The following is a 23,139-nucleotide window of genomic DNA, read 5'->3' on the forward strand; positions in this document are numbered from 1 at the left end:
ATGAAAAAGACCAATAATATCGATCAGCAAGAGGCACAGGTTTTTCTACTGGAAGGAAAATTCGGTCTGGAAAAAGAAAATCTGAGGGTGACGAAGGAAGGGAAAATTGCTTGTTCTCCTCATCCGGAAGATTTTGGTGATAAGCTCAAGCACCCTTATGTGACGGTAGATTTTTCCGAAAGTCAGCTGGAAATGATCACCCCACCGCTACCCTCCATTGCAGAAGCTGCGGGATTTATGAAAACCATTCATGAGGTGGTCAATGAAAACATTGGAGAAGAAATCCTATGGCCATCTTCCATGCCACCTGCCCTGCCCACAGAAGATGGCGAGGTTCCCATGGCCAACTTTGGGGAATTAGGTAAAGACCATGAGGATTACCGTTCGCATCTGGCCCATACCTATGGGAGGAAAAAGCAGCTGATTTCAGGCATTCATTTCAATGTAAGCCCAGATCCGCTGCTAATTCAACATTTGTATCAAAAAAGCGGCGAGCTAAATTCAGCAGATTTTGAGCAAGAGCTTTATCTGAAGGCTTTACGCATCATGATGAAAAACCGCTGGATGCCGCTCATGCTAACCGGCAACAGCCCCGTGGTGCATACTTCTTTCGATATGTCCAATTGGGAATTACCGGAAATTGGCCAAGATACTCGCACGCACCGCTTCACACATTCGATCCGTGCCAGCATTAGTGGATATCGCAATAAGGAGGAATTCTACCTGGACTACAGCAATTGGGACAACTTTAAAAAATCGGTAGACAGCCTGGTGAGTGAAAAGAAAATCCTGCAGGAAAAGGAGCTCTATCTGCCTTTCCGCATCAAAAAAGATACAAGCGGAAAGATTACGCATATGGAAATCCGCTTGCTGGATTTAGATCCCCTGAGCCCGCAAGGCATTAATGAAGCTGCACTTTATTTGTACCATTTGTATTTCCTTTGGGCCCTGCTTTCTGATGAAAAAGATTCAGCCTTTAATCGTCAGGATCAAAGAGTGGCCTATTATAATCAGTACAAAGTGGCTTGCTGTGGTGCCCATGCCGACATTTGGGAAGACCGCAAACCCGAAGAAGGCTTTAGCAAAAAAGAAAAAGTGCTGAATTGGCTGGAAGAATTGGCCACTTTAATCCCTGCTCATGAAAGCTATGAGGTTTATCGAAAGGCGCTGCAATACTTTAAAAGTTTGGCCAATAATCCCAAAAAAGGCCCAACAGAAGTCGTGAGAAAAGGGGTGCACGAAAAAGGGTACATCGCTTATCATATGGAGTTGGCAGAAAAATTCAAGGCGGAAGGCTTAGCCAAGGGCTATCGATTTTCCGGTTTGGAAGATATGGAGCTGTCGACGCAACTAATGCTTCGGGAGGCAATTAGGCGAGGGGTAAAATTTGAGATTCTGGATCGTGCCGCTAATTTCGTACAATTCTCCAAAGGAGACAAAACGGAGTTTGTGCAACAGGCCACCAAAACTTCTCTGGATACCTATAGCGGCGTTTTGATGATGGAAAATAAGATTGTCACCAAGCATGTTTTGCATCAGGCGGAGATTCAGGTGCCGATGGGGGCAGATTTTGACCATCCCGATAAGGCCAAGGCGAGCTTTATGCAATTTGAAGGTAAGGCCATCGTGATCAAGCCGAAGACCACTAATTTCGGTTTAGGCATCAGTATTCTGAAAGAAAATACCAGCAAAAAGCTCTTCCATGAAGCAGTGGAAATGGCTTTTCGTGAGGATAACAGTATTCTGATCGAACCTTTTATTGCAGGTCGGGAATTCCGGATCTTCATCATTGGGGAAGAAGTGGTGGGTATTTTGCATCGCGTTCCGGCCAATGTAAAAGGAGACGGCAGTTCAACTATTCGGGAATTGGTGGAAAAGAAAAATCAGGATCCACTCAGAGGGGTCGGCTATCGAACACCTTTGGAGAAAATCAAGCTGGAAGCTCCGGAACGTATGTTTTTGGAAACGCAAGGACTGAATTTCGACAGCATTCCGGCTGATGGGGAGACGGTTTATTTGAGGGAAAATTCCAATATTTCCACCGGTGGAGACAGCCTGGATTTCACGGATGATATTCATCCTTCCTATAAAAAAATAGCGGTTGAAGCTGCCAAAGCGTTGGGGGTAAAAATCACCGGGCTGGACATGATGATACAGGAAATTGATCAACCGGCAACGGCAGACAATTATTCCATTATTGAAATGAACTTCAATCCGGCGATTCATATTCATTGTCATCCGTTCCGTGGAAAGAACAGAAGGTTGAATGCGAAGATGATGGATATTTTGGGGTTCTAAGCCGAATTATGCATGCTAAAATCCTCGTTTAGCTGCAAGGCGAGAAAAAGGAAGGAATAGTCTCCAATTTCAAATTTTTTCAACGAAGCAGATGAATGAGGAGAAAGCAAGCTTAGCCCAATTTGGGCTATTAAAAATCAACGAAAACACCCCTTACTGCTTAATAAAAAGACATTGGGATTACATCAATATATTCAGCGGTGAATAATTCGGCTTAAATTGAAACACCACCCCCGGCAAAGGGATAGAGGCATTGTTGGAGCTCTTTTTTGCAGCCTAAAAGCGTAGCGGCTCGCAAAAAAAGCGACTGCCGAAAGCCCGACAGCGAGCCTGGGCGAGCTGATGCCCCAAAGTCAAAGCATAAAAAAATCCCCTGCATCAAAAAAGATACAGGGGATTTTCATTTTATATTATTCGCGATTAACCATTCATCGACAACAAGAATTCCTCATTGTCTTTGGTACCACGCATTTTTTCTAACATCCACTCCATTGCTTCCTGAGAGTTCATATCAGACAGGCCGTGCTTACGCAACAACCAGATTTTCTGTAGGGTCTCACGATCGTTCAACAGATCTTCACGGCGCGTACCGGAAGCCAAAATATCGATAGCAGGGTAAATACGACGGTTCGCCAATTTGCGATCCAGCTGTAATTCCATATTACCAGTACCTTTGAATTCTTCAAAGATTACCTCATCCATCTTAGAACCGGTTTCGGTCAATGCTGTAGCGATAATGGTCAAAGAACCACCATTTTCTACATTACGAGCCGCTCCGAAAAAACGCTTAGGCTTGTGCAATGCATTCGCATCCACACCACCAGAAAGGATTTTACCAGAGGAAGGTACTACGGTGTTGTGTGCACGTGCCAGACGAGTGATAGAATCCAAAAGAATTACTACATCGTGACCACACTCTACCATACGCTTGGATTTCTCCAATACCATATTGGAAACCTTTACGTGACGTTCTGCCTGCTCATCGAAGGTAGAAGAAACTACTTCTGCACGAACGGAACGTGCCATATCGGTTACCTCCTCAGGACGCTCATCGATCAACAAGATAATCAGATAAACCTCAGGGTGGTTTTTAGCGATGGAGTTCGCAACATCTTTCAACAATACCGTTTTACCGGTTTTTGGCTGTGCCACGATCATACCACGCTGACCTTTACCGATAGGGGCAAACAAGTCTAGTACACGGGTAGAATATTTATTGGAAGCATCAGTCAAATTCAATTTCTCCTGAGGGAAAAGTGGCGTCAAATGCTCGAAAGGCACACGGTCACGAATTTCTTCGGTAGTTTTTCCGTTAACTGTTTCGACACGTAAAAGCGCAAAATACTTTTCTCCTTCTTTTGGAGGACGGATAGATCCGCATACGGTATCTCCGGTTTTCAAACCAAAAAGCTTGATTTGAGATGGAGAAACGTAGATATCATCCGGAGAAGCCAAATAATTGTAATCAGAAGAACGCAAGAAACCATAACCGTCCTGCATAATTTCCAATACGCCTTCGCTCTCTACGATGCCTTCAAATTCCTTAATGGTGCTCTGGATCTGACGGCGGTTCATGCGGTCGTCACGACGATCATCGCGGCGGTCTTCACGCTCACGACGCTCCGGACGCTGCTGTTCCTGATCTTCCGACGAGGCCTCAGGGGCAGCTTCTCTGTTTCTTGGAGGAATGGCTACAGGCTCATCCTTAGTAGCAGCCTCCACTGGAGCAGCAGCTTCTGCAGCTACTTTCTCCTCTTTATTTTCTTCTGTCACAGCAGGTTTTTCTTCAGTACTTGATGGTTGAGCTGGCTCAGGAATTTTACCCGATGTTACTGCCTCAGTGAACAATTCCAGCAAATCTTCATTGCTGTCCTGCTCTTTTTGCTGACGCGGCTTACGCTCTCTTTCTTTTCTTTCCGGACGCTCAGAACGTTCCTGGCGCTCTGGACGCTCCTGACGTCCCGCTTTTTCAGGACGGTCCTGACGCTGCTCATTGCGTTCTGTACGCTCTTTGCGCTGACGTTTCGGACGCTCTTCCTTACGCTCCTTTTCCTCTGTTTGCTCAACAGGGGCAACCGCCTTTACGCTTTCGCGTTTAGGGAGTTTGGTTTCACGTTCAGGCTTTGGTTTAGCAGCCGCTTCTTTCTTATCAGCTTTAGGTGCTTTTTCTTTATTAGTTTCACGGGCTTTTCTTGGAGCGCGCTCCTTCTTTTCCGTTTTAGGTTTTGCTTCTGCTTCAGGAGCAGGCGCTGCAACTTCAGCAGCCTTTTTACTGGCTACCAACTTCTGCAATTGATCTTCGGGAAGTACCGCTTGTTGATCGAGGATTTTGTAGATCAACTCTTTTTTAGGAAGGCTTTTATATTTGGTTACTCCCAACTCTTCGGCAATCTCCTTTAATTCAGACAGGAGCTTGACACTCAGTTCTTCAATATTGTACATAGAATAGTAATATATAATGCACTATCGTGCGAGGGCTTTCTCTTTTAGTGTAAATAAGAGGATAAAATGAAAAAGTAATGATTTCAATGAAATAGAATATTCCAATTGAGACTTAGGAGAGGTTCCTAATTGATGTTTAGATACGCAAGTATAAATTAAACCATTAGAAATGTCAAGTCTCACTTGAATAAACCGATGCAATTTGTGAAGGTTTCATTCAGAAAAGTATTTATATTCAATCGTTTTTTTATTGGCTGAAAAGCTTCCCAACTTAAAGGGAATCAAATTGGTTTTTTTTAACTTAGCAGCCAACATTTCCCCAATGGGGAATAAGTGACAAAAACGGGCGAAATAAAGCCCCCACAGGTGAATTCACCTGTTAGCAGTGCATAACATTAACAAATATATTTTCCTGCAACATGTTACAAATCAATGAATTTAAGGAAAACAAGGAGGCGTTAATTGCTGGCCTGAAGGTCAAAAATTTTCCCAATCCTGAGGAAGTAGTAGAAAAAGTACTGACGCTAGATGCGGAGCGTCGTGCCACCCAGCAGGCAAATGATGATGTTTCGGCAGAATCCAATTCCATTTCCAAGCAAATCGGTATGTTGATGCGCGAGGGGAAAAAGGAAGAGGCGGAACAGGTCAAAGCCAAAACTGCGGTATTGAAGGAGGAATCGAAGAAGTTGCAGGAAAAACTGTCATCCGTTGAGGAGGAATTACAGCAGTTATTGTACACCATTCCCAACATTCCGCACCCTTCTGTACCGGAAGGAAAGAGTGATGAGGACAATGAGGTAATCCGCGAATTTGGGGAAAAGCCAGTCCTGAGTGATGACAAAAAGCCACACTGGGATCTGATCAAGGAATACGATATCATCGATTTCGAATTGGGTAATAAGCTGACCGGTGCCGGATTCCCTGTTTACAAAGGAAAAGGTGCCCGCCTGCAACGCGGATTGATCAACTTCTTTTTAGATGAAGCAGAGAAGGCGGGGTATTCTGAAGTATTACCTCCGATTGTGGTAAACGAGGCTTCCGGAATTGCGACTGGACAGTTGCCAGATAAAGAAGGGCAGATGTACCAATTGACGGGCCATGATTACTATTTGATTCCAACCGCTGAGGTGCCGATCACCAATATGTACCGTGACACGATCATTAATGAGAAGGATCTTCCGATCAAAAATGCAGGTTTTACGCCATGTTTCCGTCGTGAGGCGGGTTCCTGGGGGGCACATGTTCGTGGCCTGAACCGCCTGCATCAGTTTGACAAGGTGGAGATTGTTCAAATTGCTAAGCCGGAAGATTCCATGGCTGCATTGGATGGCATGGTAGAACATGTGGAGCGCCTTTTGAAAAAATTAGGCTTGCCGGTACGTGTGCTAAGACTTTGCGGTGGTGATTTAAGCTTCACTTCTCACATCACCTATGATATGGAAGTATACTCGGGTGGTCAAGACCAGTGGCTGGAAGTTTCTTCCATCTCCAACTTCCTGACTTATCAGGCGAACCGCCTGAAGTTGCGTTACCGTCCGGAAGGAGAGAAGAAAACGCAATTGTTGCATACACTGAACGGTTCGGCTTTGGCTTTACCGCGTATTGTAGCGACTATTTTGGAAAACAACCAAACCCCTGACGGCATCAATATTCCTGAGGTATTGGTTCCTTATGTTGGTTTTGATAAGATTACGAAATAAGCATTTCGTTTGAATATGCCAAAAGCCCGCCTTCGTAATGAGGGCGGGCTTTTTTATTGGCCGGAGAACCGTTCAAATAAGGATGCATTAAATAAGGTACAAAGCCAGGGTTCCTACCACAATCCAAAGGATCAGCCCCATCGCGAATGCCCGCAAGCCCACCTTCTTTAAGGTAGAAAAGTGCAAGCCAGTACCCACCCAGAACAAAGCCAAAGTCATCAATCTTTTAGAAATGCTCGTCACATGACCGCCCCATTGCTCTACGCCAGGCAAGTAAGGGTGAAGTAGAATAACGGCGATGAAGGCAATCAGAAAAGTAGGAATGGGTAATTTCTGACCACTTTTTTTCCACCAACCCAGCGCTGCACAAAGTGGCACAATCCACAAGGCTCTGGCCAATTTCACGGTGGTGGCAATTTCCAATGCTTTTCCACCGTAAGTCCCGGCTGCGCCTACCACTGAAGAGGTGTCATGAATGGCCATGGCGGCCCACCAACCGAACGCTTCTGATGGCATCTGCAATAAATGCCCGATAAAAGGAAACACCACCAATGCGAGCGCATTGAATAAAAATACCGTTCCCAGGGCTACAGACATATTTTCCTCTTTGGCATTTAGGGTAGCTCCCGCAGCAGCAATGGCACTTCCTCCACATATGGCAGTGCCGAAGGAGATCAAAAGTCCGGATTCTTTATCAATTTTGAGCCATTTGGTCAATAAAGCACCCAATCCCAAAACTACCGCAATGGTCAAGGCGGTAATGCCAAAACCTTCAGCGCCTACGGCCCAGGCTTCTTGAAAAGACATGCCGAATCCCATGCCCACTATAGCAAAGTTCAGCAATATTTTGGTCCATTTATGGGCTTGTTGCTGATAATCAGTGAAAAGAAAATTGGATAAAATCACTCCAATGATCAGGGCGATAAAAGGAGAACAAAAGGGCATCAGGCAGAAAATTCCGGCGACCCACCAAATCATCTTTTTGAAATCGGGTTGTTGAGGTATTGCGATTCCTTGCATCTTTATTCTGTTTTTGAAGTTCTACAGCACAAAGATGCCACTGATGAATGATGTGAAGTTATTCTAATCAGTGATGATTAATAACCCAAAGTTATGACTTTAGGCTTTTCAAAAATCGCTTCCCTAAGCCCGAAATATCCTTTTGATCATGACTGATGATATAAAATGGCCGCTGAATTAACCATTCCTGCTCATCAATCAGTTCCAGGCTTTCTTCCAACTCCCGCTGAATGCTAAATTTGGGTAAAAAGGCACACACGTCTGACTGCGCAAGATAGGTTTTGATAGATTCTGTACTCCCCAATTGCATTTGGATATTCAAAGCCGAAAGCTTGTACCCTTTTTGATGCAGACAATGCTCCAGCACCTCCAGGGTACCGGAGCCTGATTCCCGCAGCACCAATGGCATCTCTTTCAAAACCTCCAGCCCATCTGCTTCCCAGCGTTTCTTCCACTGGCTCTTTTTCCGGCAAACCAAGACCAATTCATCCTTTTTCCATGGCTCATATTTCACCCCATAATGAAAACTATCTCCTTCCGTAAAACCCAGGTCCACCTCTCCGGATCGCACCCACTGCTCTACCTCCTGAGTATTGCCACTTTCTAATGAAATCTGAACTCCCTGATGGCGGGCTTTAAATTGGGATAAATATGCCGGTAAAACATATTGCGCCAGCGTGGTACTAGCGCCTATCCTTAGGCGGCCAGAAAAGTCACCCTTTAGTGCCTGCATCTCAAATTCCAGTTGCTGATGTTTGTCTAAAAGCTCCAAAACATGTTGTAGCAGCAAGCTTCCGGCTTCTGTTAATTTCACCTTATTCCCCTGCCGTTCAAAAAGGGTGGTAGCCCAATGGTCTTCCAAAGCTTTGATGTGCTTAGAAACTGCGGGCTGACTGATAAAAAGGGCCTGAGCGGCAGCCGTAAAACTTTCCAGACGCGCTACGCGCTCAAAAACTCTCAAACGAAAATCAAACATAGTACTGAATTATTCCCGTCAAGATAAAAAAAAAGCCCTACCAGCGGTATGACTTTTTTGACTATGATTATTTTTCAGATTAAAATATCTGGAAGGTCATGCCTAAAGAGAAGGCGTTTAATTCCGGTGCGTGATCTGTTTGGAAGATCGGATTCAGATCATAATTCGCATAGAATTGTACTTCCTCCCATCCAAGCTGAAAGCGGACACCATATCGGAAATTATTCAAATAGAAATCAGAATGATTTTTAGGCTTATGAGTAGAACCATCAATCTTTTGTTTCACTTTGGTATAACCGCCTATTCTGTAACCCGCATAAGCACCGGCTCCGATGGTCATCCCCCTGTGTTTTGGTCCGATCTTAAAGGTCGGCACCAATTTTACATTCACATAGGGAACGGTAAGTTTAGATTTGATGGAATTTATGGAAGGGTCCGCCATGTCAAATATTAAACGGTCTTCCCCCTTCACCAAGCGGACATCATCATCCTGGAATTTGAAATTGTACCAGCTGACGTCACCGCCCATATCAAACCCAAAGTGGTTGGAAAGCATTAATAAATACCCTCCACCTAAAGAGACATACCAGGAACCCCACGGACGAACATTATAAGGGGCATTTCCGGAGGGAGAACGGCCGTTTTCCAACCAATTATTCACCCCAAAATCCATTCCAAAATAACCGGAAGATCTTCTTCTGCTCTTTTTAAAGCTGGACTTGTATTTATTTCCCCAATACACCTCCATGCCTTCATCGGAGTCATATTTCATTCCATACTGTTTATCTCCTTCTGTATCCTCATCACTCAAATATTCCCCGGAGGAGTTGTATTTTCTTGCACGCTGACGAAAGGCATTGTCGGAATGGTCCTCTAGGGGAGTATCAAAAGAAATCTCCCGCTCTGCTTCTCTGATGTAGGTATCATCTGATTTTTTGATCACAATTTTGGAATTCCCCACCGAGTCGGTTACCATCTCCATGTCTTCCAGAATTTTATTAATATCCAGCGCTTTTAGTTCCATCAAAGCCTCTTTGTCGGTGGCTTCAATCATAATATTCGCCCCAACATTGGTCTGTATCCGAAGGGTATCTCTTCCGTCGTCGTTAATAGGGGCGGCAGCCCAAAGCAGTGAAGGCAAAAGTATGGCCATCCACGTGCAAATCGCGTGTAGCATCTGATTCATGACTGTATAGGTTTCAATTATTTTGTTCTTATTCTGGAAAATTGTCTTGCTAAAAGTTTAGGTTCCTCCACCATTTTTTCCGTACCGGATTCAATAAAACCCTTTACCTTTTCCATGGTGGTTTGCTCATTAGGGACATAGGTGATGGTCACCTCTATCTTTCTTTTGGGGCGCACCGGCTTTTCCTCCTCCGCCTCCGCTAACAAGGGAGCGGCTTCCTCTGGAATTTCAAAAAATACCGGTATTTCCACCTTTTCAATATTTATCTGAGGTAAGGCTTTGGGTTCCGAAGTAAATGATTTCCCTTTAGTAGAAAGCATTTGCACCGGGCTAGAGCTTCTTTGAACCACCGTCACAGGTTCAATATCTGCCACCGGCAACTGATCCGCCACTTCCTCTTTTACTTGCTCCACTGGTTGATGTTCCTCCACCGCCAGCGGTGATTTCGGAACAGGAGAAAGCAAATCTCCATAAAAATACCCGGTGGCAAAAAAACCGAACAACAACAGCACTGCTGCCGCTACCTGCCAGTAGGCAAAAGCCCGTTTTTTCTGCTGGGGCAGCTGGCCGGCTATTTGCTCCCATGCATCCGGCGAGGGAACACTTTTATGCTGGGATAGTTTCTCCCTGAATTGACGGTCAAAAGCTTCCATTTTCCCTTATTTGATGGTGATCTGTTGATTTACACTTTTTTTGCAACATGGCTCTGGCTCTGCTGAGCTGTGATTTCGAGGTATTGACACTGATATTCAACTGCTCAGCAATTTCCTGATGGGAATACCCTTCAATCGCATAAAGGTTAAACACCGTCCGGTAGCCACTGGGCAGCTCCTGAATCATTTGGAGTAATGCCTCCGCATGCAGATTGGCGTCCGCCCCTTCCACCCATTCGTATTGATGAACTTCTTCCACCTCCACGAATAATTGCAAATGCTTATTTTTCCGCAAATACATCAATGATTCGTTCACCATGATTTTCCGTATCCACGCTTCGAGATCTCCCTCTCCCTTGAAGGAGTCTATTTTTTGAAACACTTTTAAAAATGCCTGCACCATGACGGATTCCGCCTCCATTTCATCGGCAATATATCGCCGACATACTGACAGCATTTTTGGCGCCGACTGTTCATAGAGCTTGCGCTGCTGCAGCTGATCACCTTTACGGCAACCGTCGAGCATCCGCTCTTGATCAGATTTTGGTGATAGGCGAAAAAACATCAGTAAATTTCAGTCATATTTAAAAGGTGGTTCACTAGCTTGATGCAGCATTTCGGGAAGAGGTTGCATGGCCACAAAAAATTTAATGGAATTTTTTGTGGTAAGAAAAAAAGTGACTGACTAACAAGCCCTTAAGTTTGCTTTTTTTTCTATTTTCATTTTCACTCCTGCTCCTATCCATAAAATAATCAGAATATCATAAAAGCTACTTATATCCGCATTAGGAAAGAGTATCCGTAGCACCTTTAATTTTACAGCCTTTTTGGCAATATTTGGACTGTCAAAAATGACATCGCTTTCTGTCTAAGGTTGCGAATATTTTCTTTACAAAGTATTGAAATAGAACAATATGACATATCGACCGACTGTCTGCTATGGAACAGTTTGTGTAATAGAAGGTAGGAAAGCATTATAATCAGCAACTAAAATTGATATATTTGTGTACAATTTTAGGAATTGATTTCAAGATAAGGAATTTAAGTTCTAACCTAATTAATCATAAAACTATGGGTAAAGCATTAGAAATTACCGACGCAAACTTTCAGGAAATCATCAGTGGTGATCAGCCAGTATTGGTAGATTTTTGGGCAGAGTGGTGTGGACCATGTAAAATGATTGGTCCTGTTGTAGAAGAGTTAGCTGGTGAGTACGAAGGAAAAGCAGTGATCGCAAAAATGGATGTAGATGCTAACCAAGTAACTCCTGCGCAGTTCGGTATTCGTTCTATCCCAACTTTGTTGGTATTCAAGAATGGTGAAGTAGTAGACAAGCAAGTGGGTGTAGCCGCAAAAACTGCTTTGGCAGCGAAATTGGACGCTCAACTGTAATTCAGACTTCGACAAAAATTTAACCCGGATTATTCATGCTTCAATCCTCATTTAGCTGCAAGGCGGGAAAAATGAAGGAATAGTTTCCTATTTCGAGTTTTTTCCAACGAAGTAGATGAATGAGGAGAAAGCAAGCTTGCCCAAATTTGGGCTATAAAAAAATCAGCAGAAACGAACCTATTGAATTGATATTAAATCAGTTAATATGAGTTACTTAATTTAGCGGTGAATAATTCGGGTTAAAAGGAGCCACCTCAGTTTGGGGTGGTTTTTTTGTGTCCAGACTTTACCGAATTAGGCACCGCCAGATTGAGTAGTCGTCATAATTCACTCATTATCGGCGTATAGCGATTGATTTTTCTGATTTTCAAATAGCCCCCAATTTGGTTTAGGTACTGTCTAAAAAAGCAATTTTTTGAATTGAATTATTTTAATATATTTGAAATTCAAAGGAGGCGTTTACGTCTACCTTCTGTAGCTGTCTTTTTTTAAGGCAGCTACTTCCATTTTAAGGGGGATTATCCCTTTTATTATTATCTTCAGGTTAAATCCTAAAGATTGTTATTGGCAAGCCTATAGTTGTTCTTAGGGATTGATTATCGGATCAATGGTTAAAGATTGCCGATTGCTTCTATGCCCGCCCGTAGATGGGGGCACTTCCCGTTTTTCCTTAGGCAACCTTCTGTTCCACGATCAATTGACTTGGATCGCCTTCGACTGTCCTGGCACAATTTCGATGATATTGATTGTCATAAGGCTGTTCATTGTGCCAGAGGGTATACATTATCCTTAATAATTTGGACTGCACGGCCACATACCCTTTCATTTTGATATTTGTCTTTTTATAGATCCGTTCCTGAAGCGCTTTAAATGCGCCCTTTTCATGCTTAACGACATTCAATGCTGCCATATGTAGAATTCTTCTAATGTGTGAATTTCCCTTTTTACTGATTGAAGTCCTTCCCTCTTTTTGACCAGACTGATTTTCCTGAACATCATATCCTGCATAGCTGGTAAGTTGCCGTAGGTTTTCAAACAACAAGAATCCGTTAGTTTCTGCAATTATGGTAGCTGCTGTGATGGGGCCGATCCCTTTGATGGAAGTTAAGAATTCGGTTTTTCGGGCTAATTCTGAATCCTTCTGAACCACTTCTTTAATCTGCTCTCTGCACTTAGAAATTTGTGTTTCTATCGCATCAATCGCCTCTTGCAGGCATTGCTGGGCATCTTCGACAATGATCATCGTGTGCTTGGCATGCTCCATTCTATTTTTCAAGCTTGTTTCTACCTTTAGCAAATCTTCCAATAAGCGGGTACGTTCCCTTAGCTGGTAGAGGCCTTTACTCATCGGCTCCCATTCTTTCAAATGTTGAAAAGCACCCATGAAGGCCAAACCTTTGGCGTCCATTTTATCATTCTTAGTTTTATGCCCGATGCTTTTCATATAGGATTTTGCCCGATTCGCCAGTACAACACTCACACGGTGCGAATTCAGATTTAAGTACCAGGCGAGCTTCTCATGGTAATTTCCCGTGGCTTCCATGACAAAGCTTAAAGGCAAATCCAATTTACATTTCTTAGCAGCCCACGAAACTAATTCATCAAAGCCTTTTTCCGTATTTTTAAATTTTCTACTGCCTAAAACCTTTGGCTCACGATCCGAGAAACCTAAAACCAGGCTGACCTTAAAATCTGATTTGGCGATATCAACGCCTGCTACATACTTGATTTCCATAGTCCTTTACGATTTAATAAATACTCAATTTGTCACCAATCTTCATCGTCTTTTCTCATGATTGATACTGAATCGAGGGCAAGTTCCCACGTTCTTAGGTACTGTTCTAACTCTAAAGCTTGGGCAAAAAGGGGATTTCCTAAATTGCTAGATTGACAATAATGCCATCTTTTGAGCGTATGTTCTTACTCCTTTTTGCTGACAAGCTATAATATAATGAAAATTGAATTATTTCGTTATCTGCTTTATAGAAGTCAAGATATGAGAGCGTGTTTAATAGCACACTCTAAGCTTGCATTCCCTCTCTAACTGCTTTGTCGGAAAAAAGTCGAATCCTGAAAAATCCCTTCATTTTCTTACCCAGCAGCCGCTAAACGAGGATTTAAGGTGAATAATCCGGGTTTATTTATTACTTTTATACTTCAATATTTTAACTTTTTAATCTAATTATTATCTAGACAATTCCATTCTATGTTGGTCACCATATTTATCATTTTTCTAATTACTTTTACTGTTTATTGGGCATATCATCCCAATTTGCGGGAATTAAGAACCGAGGTCAAGGGTCGGTTGGGGAGCGCTCCCAAACTATCGGATGCTCAATTTCAGATACTAAAGCAGGAAGTACCTTACTATCGTTGCCTTCGGGAAGGGCAGAAAGTGCATTTTAAAGAACGGGTAGAGCAATTTATTTACCTCAAGACCTTCATCCCCAGAGGGCTGGAACTTACCGATGAGATGGTGATCAAAATTTCCGCATCGGCCATTCAGCTCACTTTCGGATTCCCCAATATTTACTTTTCCCATTTTGAGAAAATTCTGATTTATCCCACGGCCTATTATTCCCGCATTACCCGACAGTACCATGCCGGAGAGGTGAGCCCTTTCGGGCATATTATTTTGTCATGGGAACACTTTGAGCGTGGAAATGCGGACCTGGGGGATGGCCGAAACACCGGCCTTCATGAAATGGCGCATGCCTTTTGTCTGGAGAACAGCATTGCCAATGATGAATACCATTATTTAGGATGGAGAGTCTATGGTAAATATCAGGACATGGCTTTTGCGCAAATTGATAAAATCCGGGAGGGAAGTGATCCGTTTTTTCGCCCCTATGCTGGCACCAATGACGATGAGTTTTTTGCCTGTGCGATAGAAGAATTTTTTGAGCGACCTCATCAGTTTTATGCACACACCCCGGAGCTTTACGATATGATGTGCAAATTATTAAAACAGGATCCCAGAGAGGTGAATGCCTGTATGCTGGAGCAATCGTAAGCCGAATTATTCACCGCCATATTTATCGGATCATCACAAAGGATGTACCATCAATGCATTAAGGTTATTTTTGCTGATTTTCTAATCAACCCAAAATTGGGCAATCTTGCTTTCTCCTCATTTAACTGCTGGGTTAGAAAAAACTCGAAACAGGAATAATTCCTTCATTCTTCCCAGCTTGCAGCCAAATGAGCATTTAGGCAGGAAGAATCAGGCTAAAATCTGATGACTAAAGCCATGAAGTTTAGCTTCTGTAAAATAAAGCCCATAAAAAAGCCGTCCCGAAAAATCAGGACGGCTTTTTTTATATCAATATTTGGCGAATATTAAGCCTCTACATTCAAAAGACCATTTGTCTTACTTACACCTTCTGCTGAAGTATTCAATTTCGCTTTTTCAGCTTCAGAAAGCTCAATTTCTACGATTTTCTCAATACCGTTCTTACCAATCAATACTGGTACACCGATACAAATGTCATTCAAACCATACTCGCCTTCCAAATAGGCAGAACATGGGAACATTTTCTTAGAATCCAATGCAATGGCACGAACCAACTCAGAAACTGCCGCACCCGGCGCATACCAGGCAGAAGTACCCAACAATTTCGTCAATGTTGCTCCACCTACTTTGGTAGCTTCCACTACTTCAGCTGCTTTTTCTTCTGTTAAGAATTCAGCAACAGGTACACTGTTACGAGTAGCTTTCTCGATCAATGGAACCATTCCAACATCAGAGTGGCCACCAATTACCATCGCAGAAATATCAGACTGTGGACAGTCAATAGCTTCTGCCAAACGATACTTGAAACGAGCGCTATCCAAAGCACCACCCATACCGATCACACGATTCTTTGGCAAGCCAGTCGCTTTAGCGGCCAAATAAGTCATGGTATCCATTGGGTTGGAAACCACAATAAGGATCACATTTGGAGAGTACTTGATCAAGTTCTCAGAAACAGTCTTAACGATACCCGCGTTAATGCCGATCAACTCTTCACGAGTCATACCTGGCTTACGAGGAATACCAGAGGTAATTACTGCTACGTCGCTATTTGCAGTTTTGGAGTAATCGCCGGTAGTTCCGGTGATGGTAGAATCGAAACCGTTCAAAGAAGCAGTTTGCATCAAATCCATCGCTTTACCTTCAGCAAAACCTTCTTTGATGTCTACCAATACGATTTCATCAGCGAAATCTTTAATTGCGATATACTCTGCACAAGAAGCACCTACTGCTCCTGCACCAACAACTGTTACTTTCATGGATTTTTTATTTTAAGCTAAAAAATAAGTCCTTTCGTTTATAACAAATGTATCAAACGAGGGCCATTTATAAAAAATTGATGGGGTGATCTTCATCATCATTTCACCCTAAATAATCTCATTATTTCTATCTTTTTTGTTATCAATAATAGGAAAAAGATAATAATAACCCTAGTTTTTTGATGGATCAGCATCTTGCTCCTCTGCCTGGGGTGTTGGTTGCTTTTCCTCCGATTTCCTTTCCTCAAAAAGGATACGCACTCCGGGGGAGACGGTGTCTTCATATTGCCCGGATTTCACCGACCAGAAAAAGGCGGCAAGGAAAATGATCGCCACCAGAATACTGATGAAAATTAGAATAAAGATGACTGACATAAAAGAAAAGCTGACTGTTCACCATCGGACAGTACGAACAACCGTACGCTGAACGGCTTAATGTTTGTTTCCCTGAATTTAAAATAAAAAATGCCCTGTGTCAATCCCGAGGCCGATTTTATCATTTGTTCTCGCTTTGGCACAGGCTTTGGATTTATAGAAGAAAGATTTTACCATATAATTTTTCGACTATGCTATCTACGCTGTCCTACTTAACCTTTTGCCTGTTAGTCGCCATTTACGCTCAAAATAAAGGCAGATCTTCTTTGAAAGCTTTTTTAGTGTCCTTAATTTTTACTCCGTTAGTGGGTTTTATCGTAGTTTTGCTCCTGGAGGAAAGCCTTTCGGTAAAAATTAACCGTTACCATTATGAACATGGCTGTAAAAGGCCATCGCTTACGGATAAAATCCGAAACCTGCAATTTCTAAAACAGGAAGGTGTTTTATCAGAACAAGAGTACCAACACCAAATTTCGAAGCTGAGAAAAAATTATTTTCACGCCAGCTACTAAAAAATATCAACCCTAACCTAATCTATGGAATTTAGCACCGCATTTTATTTAATAGCATGTTTTCTGGTCGCGTATTTCGCTACCACTAAAGGCCGCTCAGGGGTGAAAGCATTTTTACTTTCTCTTATTACCACCCCACTCATCGGTTTGCTTGTAGTGGCATTGCTGCGGGAGTCAAAACTGCGCAAAATGGAGATGCAGTTTGAAAGAGAAAGAGCTGCTCAGGACCCCTTACAAAATATGTCGGCCCGGGTTTCGGAATTGAAAGGCCTTAAGGATGACGGCATTATTTCGGAGGAAGAATATGATAACCGTATTCATCAGCTGAAGGAAAAATATGAGCAAAGCAAGGTAAAGGGACCTCTACCGGACAGCCTGCAGGAAAAGTATAAAAATGACATCCTTCGGGGCCGGATTGCAGCGGGCATCGTTTTACTGGGCATGTTGATCTATTTTGTGGCCACCCAACCCTGGGACAATATCAATTATAACTTCACCTCCATCTCCAGCCATAATGGCAACACGGTCACCAAAACCTATTCCAATAAAAAGGTGGCTGAAAATCCCTACGGCGTGGCCGATACTTTCCAATTGTTACAGTGGAACCCACTGGGTTCCGGAAAGGTGGAAGCCCGCATTATGGTGGATCAAAACATTGGCTATGACACCCTGAAAGCCACTTTATTTGATGCTTTGGTAAAGGCTCAGGAAAAAGCCTATCAGGAGCAAAGAGGGCTGAATAAGGTGATCATTTTAGCATATGCCGATGAGCGGGATGCTAATGGGCCCTTTACTTACGGACAGCTGGAGTGGACGCCGGATGAAGAAATGCCTGCCCTGGAGATCAAAGAAAAAGTAGGGCGCCTGACCCCTGACAATGTACCTTCAGAGCAAGCCAAAAAAGTGTATTACGCTTTTGAAAAGCTCTACTGGGACTCCCATTATACAGAGGATAAAATTCCGACAAAACTGGCCAATGAATTCGGGCTCACGGAGGATGAAGTCCTCGATAATCACGATGAAGTCTTAGCATTTAAAAATTGGTAAAATCAACCGTCAAAAAAGGCCTCTTGCAAATCGCAGTAGGCCTTTTTTGTGCTAGGGCAGTAATTCCTTTACCCGAATTATTTCCCGCTAGATTTAGAAGATCACCTTAAGTAACTTATTTCCACCCTGACAAGGTCGTTCTTGCTAAATTATTAATAGCCCAAATTTTCGGCAAGCTTGCTTTCTCCTCATTCATCTGCTTCCTTAGAAAAAAATGAAATAGTAAAAATTCCTTCATTTTTCCCGCCTTGCAGCTAAACGAGGATTGAAGCATAAAATCCGGGTTTACCACCAATACTTCGAGTGAGGGATGGCGCGGGCCTGTTTGAGCTCCTCCCGGCGGGCACTGACTGTTGGTGATACCCCAGTGCCCGCCGGGAGAGCGAGCCGCAACAGCCCGACCGACGTCAGGAGGGCACTCCCAAAAAATTTTAATAGCCCTTTCGCCAGGCCAGCCCCTTTACCGACAAGGTAGCAAATGCCACCACTGAAATACTGCTCAATGGCATCAGAATGGCTGCTATAACCGGGGTTAAAAGGCCGGAAACAGCAAAACTAATCCCCACAATATTGTAACAAAAGGAAATGGCAAACGCACTGATGATGATTTTCCGGGCCGTTTGAGAAAAGGCGAAAAACTCATCGAGGCGATGTAATTGGCTTGAATCCAGGATGGCATCACAAGCCGGTGTGAAAGCGGAAATATCATCCGTCACGGCAATGCCAAAGTCAGCCGCCTGAAGGGCTACGGCATCATTCAGGCCATCTCCCAGCATGGCGACTTTCTCACCTTCCTCCTGTCGTAACATTACATAGGTTCTTTTTTTATCCGGATTTTGGTTAAACACCAGCGGCGTATTTTCGGGAAAATAAGCCTGAAGATTTTGCGCCTCAGCATTATTATCTCCCGACACCAGGGCCAATTTAAAGGTGGATTTCAGGCGATCTATCAGTGACTTCAACCCATCACGGTATTGATTTTGAATCACAAAACATCCGCGATAAAGCCCATCAATGGCCAAATGAACGCTGGAAAACTGTACGCCCCGGGAGCCGGCATTTTCGGCTGAAACCAAAGCGGCACTCCCCATCCTGATTTCCCGACCTTCCACCTGAGCGATCAGCCCTTTGCCTGGAACTTCCTCAAATTGCGTTAAAAGGGGAAGTTTTACATCCGTTTCTAAATAATCGGCTACTTTTCGGCTCAGTGGATGGGTGGAGTTTTTGACTATGGCATTTACCCAAAGCTTTTCGGCCGGATTCAAAGGAGCGCCTTCAAAGCTTATTTTCCCCTTACCGGCATAAGTGATGGTGCCCGTTTTATCAAAAATAAGCTGGCTGATGCCTGCCATCAGTTCCACACCCGCCGTATTTTTCAAATAGAAATGGTGCTTTCCAAATACCCCCAAAACTGCTGAAAGCGTAAAGGGTGTAGCGAGCGTCAGTGCGCAGGGACAAGCCACAATCAATACGGCAGTAAATGCATTCAGCACCCGGCTGCTGTCCTCCCAGGCCCAATAAGCCGCCGCTATGGCAGAGATGGCCAACACCAAAATGGTGAAGTACTTACTGATTTGGTTGATCATGGAATGCTGATCCTGCTCGGTAGCCACCTTTCCGCCATCCTGATTCCATAGTTGGGTCAGGTAACTTTGAGAAACCTTTTTCTTCACTATCAAATCAATGGAAGGCCCCACCTGTCGCCCTCCTGCATAGATTTTATCACCGGACTTTTTCAACACCGGAACGGCCTCTCCGGTCACGAAGCTGTAATCAATATTGGCTTCGCCTGATACCAATATGCTATCAGCCGGAATAATTTCCTGATTCCGGACCATGATTTCATCCCCGACCTGAAGGTTGGCTACGGGCACTGGCTTCATCTCTCCTGCTTCTTTTCGATGGATGGCCAGTGGAAAATAGGATTTATAGTCGCGATCAAAAGACAGGGATTCATAGGATTTCGCCTGAAACCATTTTCCCGTCAGCAGGAAAAAGAGCAATCCGCCCAGAGAGTCGAAATAACCCGGGCCAAAATCAAAGACCACCTCCACCAGCGACCGAACAAATAGGGTCACGATCCCAATCGCAATGGGGACATCAATATTAATGTAACGGTGCTTAATGCCCTTGTAAGCGGAAAGGAAATAATCCGTACTGCAATAAAATACAATGGGCAGGGAAAGGAATACATTCAGCCAGGAAAAAAAACGACGGTACTCATCATCCCAGCCACCATCGAAACCAAAGTACTCCGGAAAGCTCAACAGCATGATATTGCCGAAGCAAAAAGCGGCCACCCCGATCTTCAGGAAAAGCGTCCTATTGGGTGAGGGCTTTTTTTTCTGATCATTTTCTTCCAACGAAATATGAGGCTCATAGCCCAGCGAAGCTAAAGTCTCCACCACCTCGCGTAAAGAAATCGATTCGTTGAGAAACTCAATTAAGACCTGCTTTTTGCTAAAATTCACCCGCGACTGCCGAATCCCTTCTTTGAGCTTGTAGAGATTTTCCAGCAACCAAATGCAGGAAGAACAATGGATGGCGGGCAAAAATAAACGCACCCGGCTCATCCGGCCATCCGTAAAATCCAACAACTTTTCCTGGATCTCAGCATTGTCCAAATAACTGAAACGATCTGCAAAATCCCGGTTCTTTAGATTAATACCCGGGCTTTGCTCCAATTCATAATAATCACAAAGATCATTTTCCTTGAGAATATCATAAACCATCTGACAGCCCTTACAACAGAAGTCCTTATCATCATACTGTAAGCGCTCTTCCTCACAAGGATTGCCACAATGGTAGCACTGCTGTTCTGCTATGGTATTTGAAGATTGATTGCTCATAAAATGCCACCCTCCACAGGTCAAAAAAATGGGTATTTCACCCTTAGGTTATTTTTTAAATGAGCTCCTTTCATTCCAAAAGAATGAAAAAAGGGCCCGCCGGCAGGTCAATACTGGGAAGGCAAATTACAAAAAAAAGGAGCAAGACCCTTCAAAGTCATGCTCCTGCCTGCGATAAATCTTTATTTATTGCCTATTTCAATATTATTGTGCCCACCGACGACTAAATACTTTACCGTATCGGATGGCATTCATGACCGCCCGGGATAAGGTTTTTGAGCTCAGCATATTTTTGAGTACATATTCATGAATCCCCTTGGCGACTACCGTCCATCTATTGGTGTTTTTCACCAGCGTAATGGGAACATGTTTCAGGTACTGATCTTCCTGCATCAAATCGGATAGATTTCGAATACGGTCTGACTCCAGGTTATCGTCCACCACGATGCAATCCGGTTTGAATGCATTGGCTTTTCGAATCGCATCCTGCTCATCAAAGCTTACTTCCAGCTGATAGTGGTGGTCCTTGCTTGCCTTTAACAGATCGTAAAGCTGTCCCAGCTCTATGGGATTATTCCCCAACATCAATACCCGCAGGGGGCTACTATCGGGGGAAAAATTAAAGGACTTGGGTATAGTCGAGGATATTGCCATGGGAAATGGGTTAGGATTGTTGATAGTAATAATTTAACGAAAAAATGACAGTCTTAACTGAAAAAATCCGGCTCATTTTATCAAAATTCCGCCTGTTTCCAACGTTAATATTCTACATAAAGTATGCTTAACAATAGATCTGATCAACTTACTTCACCACTCACCTTCCTCCCTAATTATGAGAATTTTACTTACCGGCGCTAACGGCTATATAGGACGACGACTTTTACCCGTTTTAGTACATGAAGGACATCACGTTTTTTGCATCGTTAGGGATAAAAGCAGAATTCAATTGGAAGAGGACTGGCACGGAAAAGTCGAATTAATCGAAATGGACCTTTTGAAAGTCAGCCTGCGGCAACACTTACCCCGGGAGCTCGATGCTGCCTTCTATCTGGTGCATTCCATGGGCCAAAGCTATTCGGATTTCAAAACCCTGGAGCAACAAGCTGCGGAGCATTTTTTGGAATTACTGAACACCACCAATTGTCAGCAAATCATTTACCTCAGTGGCATCGCCAACGATAAGCGATTATCCAAACACCTGAGTTCGCGGGCTGCAGTGGAGTCCTGTTTTCTTGGCAGCCGCATACCGACTACCGTCCTTCGGGCACCGATCATCATTGGCTCCGGCAGTGCTTCCTTTGAAATTATCCGGGATTTGGTGGAAAAATTACCGGTGATGGTAACACCCAAGTGGTTAAAAACCAAATGTCAGCCCATCGCCATTCGAAATGTGATCCAGTATTTAAGCGGGGTACTACTTAAAGAAGAAACATACCAAAAAATTTATGATATCGGTGGACCGGAAGTATTAACCTATAAGGAAATGCTATTGCAATATGCCAAAATTCGTGGACTGAAAAGGTGGATCATAACACTGCCGGTGTTAAGTCCCCGCTTATCTTCCTGGTGGCTCTATTTTGTAACTTCTACCTCTTTTTCTCTGGCACGAAGCCTAGTGGATTCTATGAAAAACGAAGTAATTGTCCAACTCAAAGGAATAGAACAGGTGGTTCCTCAGGAATTATTCTCTTATCAAAAAGCCTTGGAGTTAGCCTTTGTAAAGATTGAACAGAATGAGGTGGTCAGCAGCTGGAAAGATGCCTATTCAGAATCCAATTTCAAGGCCTATCAGCATGCCTATATCAAGATTCCGCAGCATGGTTGCTTTACCGATGTACGTAAAATTCCCTTTGATCGGGAGCGAGAAGAAGTTTTGGAAAATATCTGGAGTATCGGAGGGGAAAGAGGATGGTACAAATGGGATTTCCTTTGGCAAATTCGCGGCATTATGGATAAAATGGTCGGTGGGGTAGGCCTCCGTAGAGGCAGGCGAAGTCCAAATCAACTGATTCCCGGTGATGCCCTTGATTTTTGGAGGGTATTAGTCGCTGACCGGGAACAGGGCCGCCTCTTGCTTTATGCGGAAATGAAACTTCCGGGAGAAGCCTGGCTGGAATTTAAAGTGACGCCCAACCCAGACAAAGAAATATCGGAATGGCTGTTAGTACAAAATGCGACCTTTCGACCCATTGGCTTAAAAGGAAGGGCTTATTGGTGGTCCGTATTTCCTTTTCATGCCTTTATTTTCCAGGGCATGGCTGAAAACCTTACCATAGCCCCGAATATCCGGCTTGCAGAACAAGCGAAGGCGTTTCACGATGTTTCACATAAAGGGAAGTGAAAATAAGCTTTTTGTTTTAAGCGAATTACAATTGTTCCACGACGTTCCATGGAAAACTGAAATTTCCCCCCAAATG

Annotated in this window: 18 protein-coding genes; 7 read left to right on the plus strand and 11 right to left on the minus strand. The window is 43.6% G+C overall.

Features of this window, described 5'->3' with window-relative positions; genetic code table 11:
* A complete protein-coding gene (gene gshAB / locus AAA970_RS14105; RefSeq protein ID WP_338237566.1) occupies positions 1-2,298 on the plus strand; it encodes a bifunctional glutamate--cysteine ligase GshA/glutathione synthetase GshB in 2,298 nt (765 codons plus the stop codon).
* Positions 2,299-2,718: 420 nt separating this feature from the next.
* On the opposite strand, the gene rho is transcribed toward gshAB, so the two are convergent.
* On the minus strand, positions 2,719-4,740 hold the full coding sequence (gene rho, locus AAA970_RS14110) for a transcription termination factor Rho (RefSeq protein WP_338237567.1): 2,022 nt from the start codon (positions 4,738-4,740) through the stop codon (positions 2,719-2,721).
* 419 nt (positions 4,741-5,159) lie between these two features.
* On the opposite strand from rho, the gene serS reads away from it, so the two are divergent.
* Entirely contained in the window at positions 5,160-6,440 is a 1,281-nt protein-coding gene (serS, locus tag AAA970_RS14115; protein WP_338237568.1) for a serine--tRNA ligase, read from the plus strand.
* Between the two features lie 87 nt (positions 6,441-6,527).
* On the opposite strand, the gene AAA970_RS14120 is transcribed toward serS, so the two are convergent.
* The 5 genes from AAA970_RS14120 to AAA970_RS14140 form a co-directional block, all read right to left on the minus strand.
* Complete coding sequence (locus AAA970_RS14120; protein ID WP_338237569.1) at positions 6,528-7,460, minus strand: YeiH family protein; 933 nt, start codon at positions 7,458-7,460, stop codon at positions 6,528-6,530.
* 91 nt (positions 7,461-7,551) lie between these two features.
* A complete protein-coding gene (locus tag AAA970_RS14125; protein WP_053406567.1) occupies positions 7,552-8,436 on the minus strand; it encodes a LysR family transcriptional regulator in 885 nt (294 codons plus the stop codon).
* Between the two features lie 79 nt (positions 8,437-8,515).
* Positions 8,516-9,622, minus strand: coding sequence for a hypothetical protein (locus tag AAA970_RS14130; protein WP_338237570.1), 1,107 nt, complete (start codon positions 9,620-9,622; stop codon positions 8,516-8,518).
* 17 nt (positions 9,623-9,639) lie between these two features.
* Positions 9,640-10,275 (minus strand): hypothetical protein, encoded by a 636-nt coding sequence (locus tag AAA970_RS14135; RefSeq protein WP_338237571.1) that lies wholly within the window; start codon positions 10,273-10,275, stop codon positions 9,640-9,642.
* On the minus strand, positions 10,262-10,840 hold the full coding sequence (locus AAA970_RS14140; protein ID WP_053406564.1) for an RNA polymerase sigma factor: 579 nt from the start codon (positions 10,838-10,840) through the stop codon (positions 10,262-10,264). Before AAA970_RS14140 ends, AAA970_RS14135 begins: the two co-directional genes overlap by 14 nt.
* A gap of 506 nt (positions 10,841-11,346) precedes the next feature.
* Here AAA970_RS14140 and trxA point away from each other — a divergent pair.
* Positions 11,347-11,667: a thioredoxin gene (trxA, locus tag AAA970_RS14145; RefSeq protein ID WP_053406563.1), complete on the plus strand. Its 321-nt coding sequence runs from the start codon at positions 11,347-11,349 to the stop codon at positions 11,665-11,667.
* A gap of 670 nt (positions 11,668-12,337) precedes the next feature.
* On the opposite strand, the gene AAA970_RS14150 is transcribed toward trxA, so the two are convergent.
* Positions 12,338-13,402, minus strand: a complete 1,065-nt coding sequence (locus AAA970_RS14150; protein WP_338237572.1) for an IS110 family RNA-guided transposase — start codon at positions 13,400-13,402, stop codon at positions 12,338-12,340.
* Between the two features lie 471 nt (positions 13,403-13,873).
* Between AAA970_RS14150 and AAA970_RS14155 the strand changes: the two genes are divergently transcribed.
* Complete coding sequence (locus AAA970_RS14155) at positions 13,874-14,680, plus strand: zinc-dependent peptidase (protein WP_338237573.1); 807 nt, start codon at positions 13,874-13,876, stop codon at positions 14,678-14,680.
* A 326-nt stretch (positions 14,681-15,006) separates the two neighbouring features.
* Here AAA970_RS14155 and mdh read toward each other — a convergent pair whose 3' ends face one another.
* Both mdh and ccoS read right to left on the minus strand, forming a co-directional pair.
* Complete coding sequence (mdh, locus tag AAA970_RS14160; protein WP_338237574.1) at positions 15,007-15,939, minus strand: malate dehydrogenase; 933 nt, start codon at positions 15,937-15,939, stop codon at positions 15,007-15,009.
* Positions 15,940-16,110: 171 nt separating this feature from the next.
* Entirely contained in the window at positions 16,111-16,314 is a 204-nt protein-coding gene (gene ccoS / locus AAA970_RS14165; RefSeq protein ID WP_338237575.1) for a cbb3-type cytochrome oxidase assembly protein CcoS, read from the minus strand.
* Between the two features lie 191 nt (positions 16,315-16,505).
* Between ccoS and AAA970_RS14170 the strand changes: the two genes are divergently transcribed.
* Together AAA970_RS14170 and AAA970_RS14175 are read left to right on the plus strand one after the other, a co-directional pair.
* Positions 16,506-16,826, plus strand: coding sequence for a hypothetical protein (locus AAA970_RS14170; protein WP_053406560.1), 321 nt, complete (start codon positions 16,506-16,508; stop codon positions 16,824-16,826).
* A 24-nt stretch (positions 16,827-16,850) separates the two neighbouring features.
* Positions 16,851-17,873, plus strand: coding sequence for a gas vesicle protein GvpG (locus AAA970_RS14175; RefSeq protein ID WP_338237576.1), 1,023 nt, complete (start codon positions 16,851-16,853; stop codon positions 17,871-17,873).
* A 431-nt stretch (positions 17,874-18,304) separates the two neighbouring features.
* Here the strand turns inward: AAA970_RS14175 and AAA970_RS14180 are convergent, their stop codons facing one another.
* Together AAA970_RS14180 and AAA970_RS14185 are read right to left on the minus strand one after the other, a co-directional pair.
* Positions 18,305-20,722, minus strand: a complete 2,418-nt coding sequence (locus AAA970_RS14180) for a heavy metal translocating P-type ATPase (protein WP_338237577.1) — start codon at positions 20,720-20,722, stop codon at positions 18,305-18,307.
* A gap of 204 nt (positions 20,723-20,926) precedes the next feature.
* Complete coding sequence (locus AAA970_RS14185) at positions 20,927-21,376, minus strand: hypothetical protein (protein WP_338237578.1); 450 nt, start codon at positions 21,374-21,376, stop codon at positions 20,927-20,929.
* 178 nt (positions 21,377-21,554) lie between these two features.
* Here AAA970_RS14185 and AAA970_RS14190 point away from each other — a divergent pair, with 178 nt between their 5' ends.
* Entirely contained in the window at positions 21,555-23,063 is a 1,509-nt protein-coding gene (locus AAA970_RS14190; RefSeq protein ID WP_338237579.1) for an SDR family oxidoreductase, read from the plus strand.
* Positions 23,064-23,139 lie beyond the last annotated feature (76 nt).

Origin of the sequence: Persicobacter diffluens (assembly GCF_036244895.1) — a bacterium.
GTDB lineage: Bacteria > Bacteroidota > Bacteroidia > Cytophagales > Cyclobacteriaceae > Persicobacter > Persicobacter diffluens.

What these genes read in the sequence shown, in the direction of transcription:
- gshAB (WP_338237566.1), top strand. Translation starts at nt 1, where the DNA reads ATGAAAAAGACCAATAATATCGATCAGCAAGAGGCACAGGTTTTTCTA.
- rho (WP_338237567.1), bottom strand. Translation starts at nt 4,740, where the DNA reads ATGTACAATATTGAAGAACTGAGTGTCAAGCTCCTGTCTGAATTAAAG.
- serS (WP_338237568.1), top strand. Translation starts at nt 5,160, where the DNA reads ATGTTACAAATCAATGAATTTAAGGAAAACAAGGAGGCGTTAATTGCT.
- AAA970_RS14120 (WP_338237569.1), bottom strand. Translation starts at nt 7,460, where the DNA reads ATGCAAGGAATCGCAATACCTCAACAACCCGATTTCAAAAAGATGATT.
- AAA970_RS14125 (WP_053406567.1), bottom strand. Translation starts at nt 8,436, where the DNA reads ATGTTTGATTTTCGTTTGAGAGTTTTTGAGCGCGTAGCGCGTCTGGAA.
- AAA970_RS14130 (WP_338237570.1), bottom strand. Translation starts at nt 9,622, where the DNA reads ATGAATCAGATGCTACACGCGATTTGCACGTGGATGGCCATACTTTTG.
- AAA970_RS14135 (WP_338237571.1), bottom strand. Translation starts at nt 10,275, where the DNA reads ATGGAAGCTTTTGACCGTCAATTCAGGGAGAAACTATCCCAGCATAAA.
- AAA970_RS14140 (WP_053406564.1), bottom strand. Translation starts at nt 10,840, where the DNA reads ATGTTTTTTCGCCTATCACCAAAATCTGATCAAGAGCGGATGCTCGAC.
- trxA (WP_053406563.1), top strand. Translation starts at nt 11,347, where the DNA reads ATGGGTAAAGCATTAGAAATTACCGACGCAAACTTTCAGGAAATCATC.
- AAA970_RS14150 (WP_338237572.1), bottom strand. Translation starts at nt 13,402, where the DNA reads ATGGAAATCAAGTATGTAGCAGGCGTTGATATCGCCAAATCAGATTTT.
- AAA970_RS14155 (WP_338237573.1), top strand. Translation starts at nt 13,874, where the DNA reads ATGTTGGTCACCATATTTATCATTTTTCTAATTACTTTTACTGTTTAT.
- mdh (WP_338237574.1), bottom strand. Translation starts at nt 15,939, where the DNA reads ATGAAAGTAACAGTTGTTGGTGCAGGAGCAGTAGGTGCTTCTTGTGCA.
- ccoS (WP_338237575.1), bottom strand. Translation starts at nt 16,314, where the DNA reads ATGTCAGTCATCTTTATTCTAATTTTCATCAGTATTCTGGTGGCGATC.
- AAA970_RS14170 (WP_053406560.1), top strand. Translation starts at nt 16,506, where the DNA reads ATGCTATCTACGCTGTCCTACTTAACCTTTTGCCTGTTAGTCGCCATT.
- AAA970_RS14175 (WP_338237576.1), top strand. Translation starts at nt 16,851, where the DNA reads ATGGAATTTAGCACCGCATTTTATTTAATAGCATGTTTTCTGGTCGCG.
- AAA970_RS14180 (WP_338237577.1), bottom strand. Translation starts at nt 20,722, where the DNA reads ATGAGCAATCAATCTTCAAATACCATAGCAGAACAGCAGTGCTACCAT.
- AAA970_RS14185 (WP_338237578.1), bottom strand. Translation starts at nt 21,376, where the DNA reads ATGGCAATATCCTCGACTATACCCAAGTCCTTTAATTTTTCCCCCGAT.
- AAA970_RS14190 (WP_338237579.1), top strand. Translation starts at nt 21,555, where the DNA reads ATGAGAATTTTACTTACCGGCGCTAACGGCTATATAGGACGACGACTT.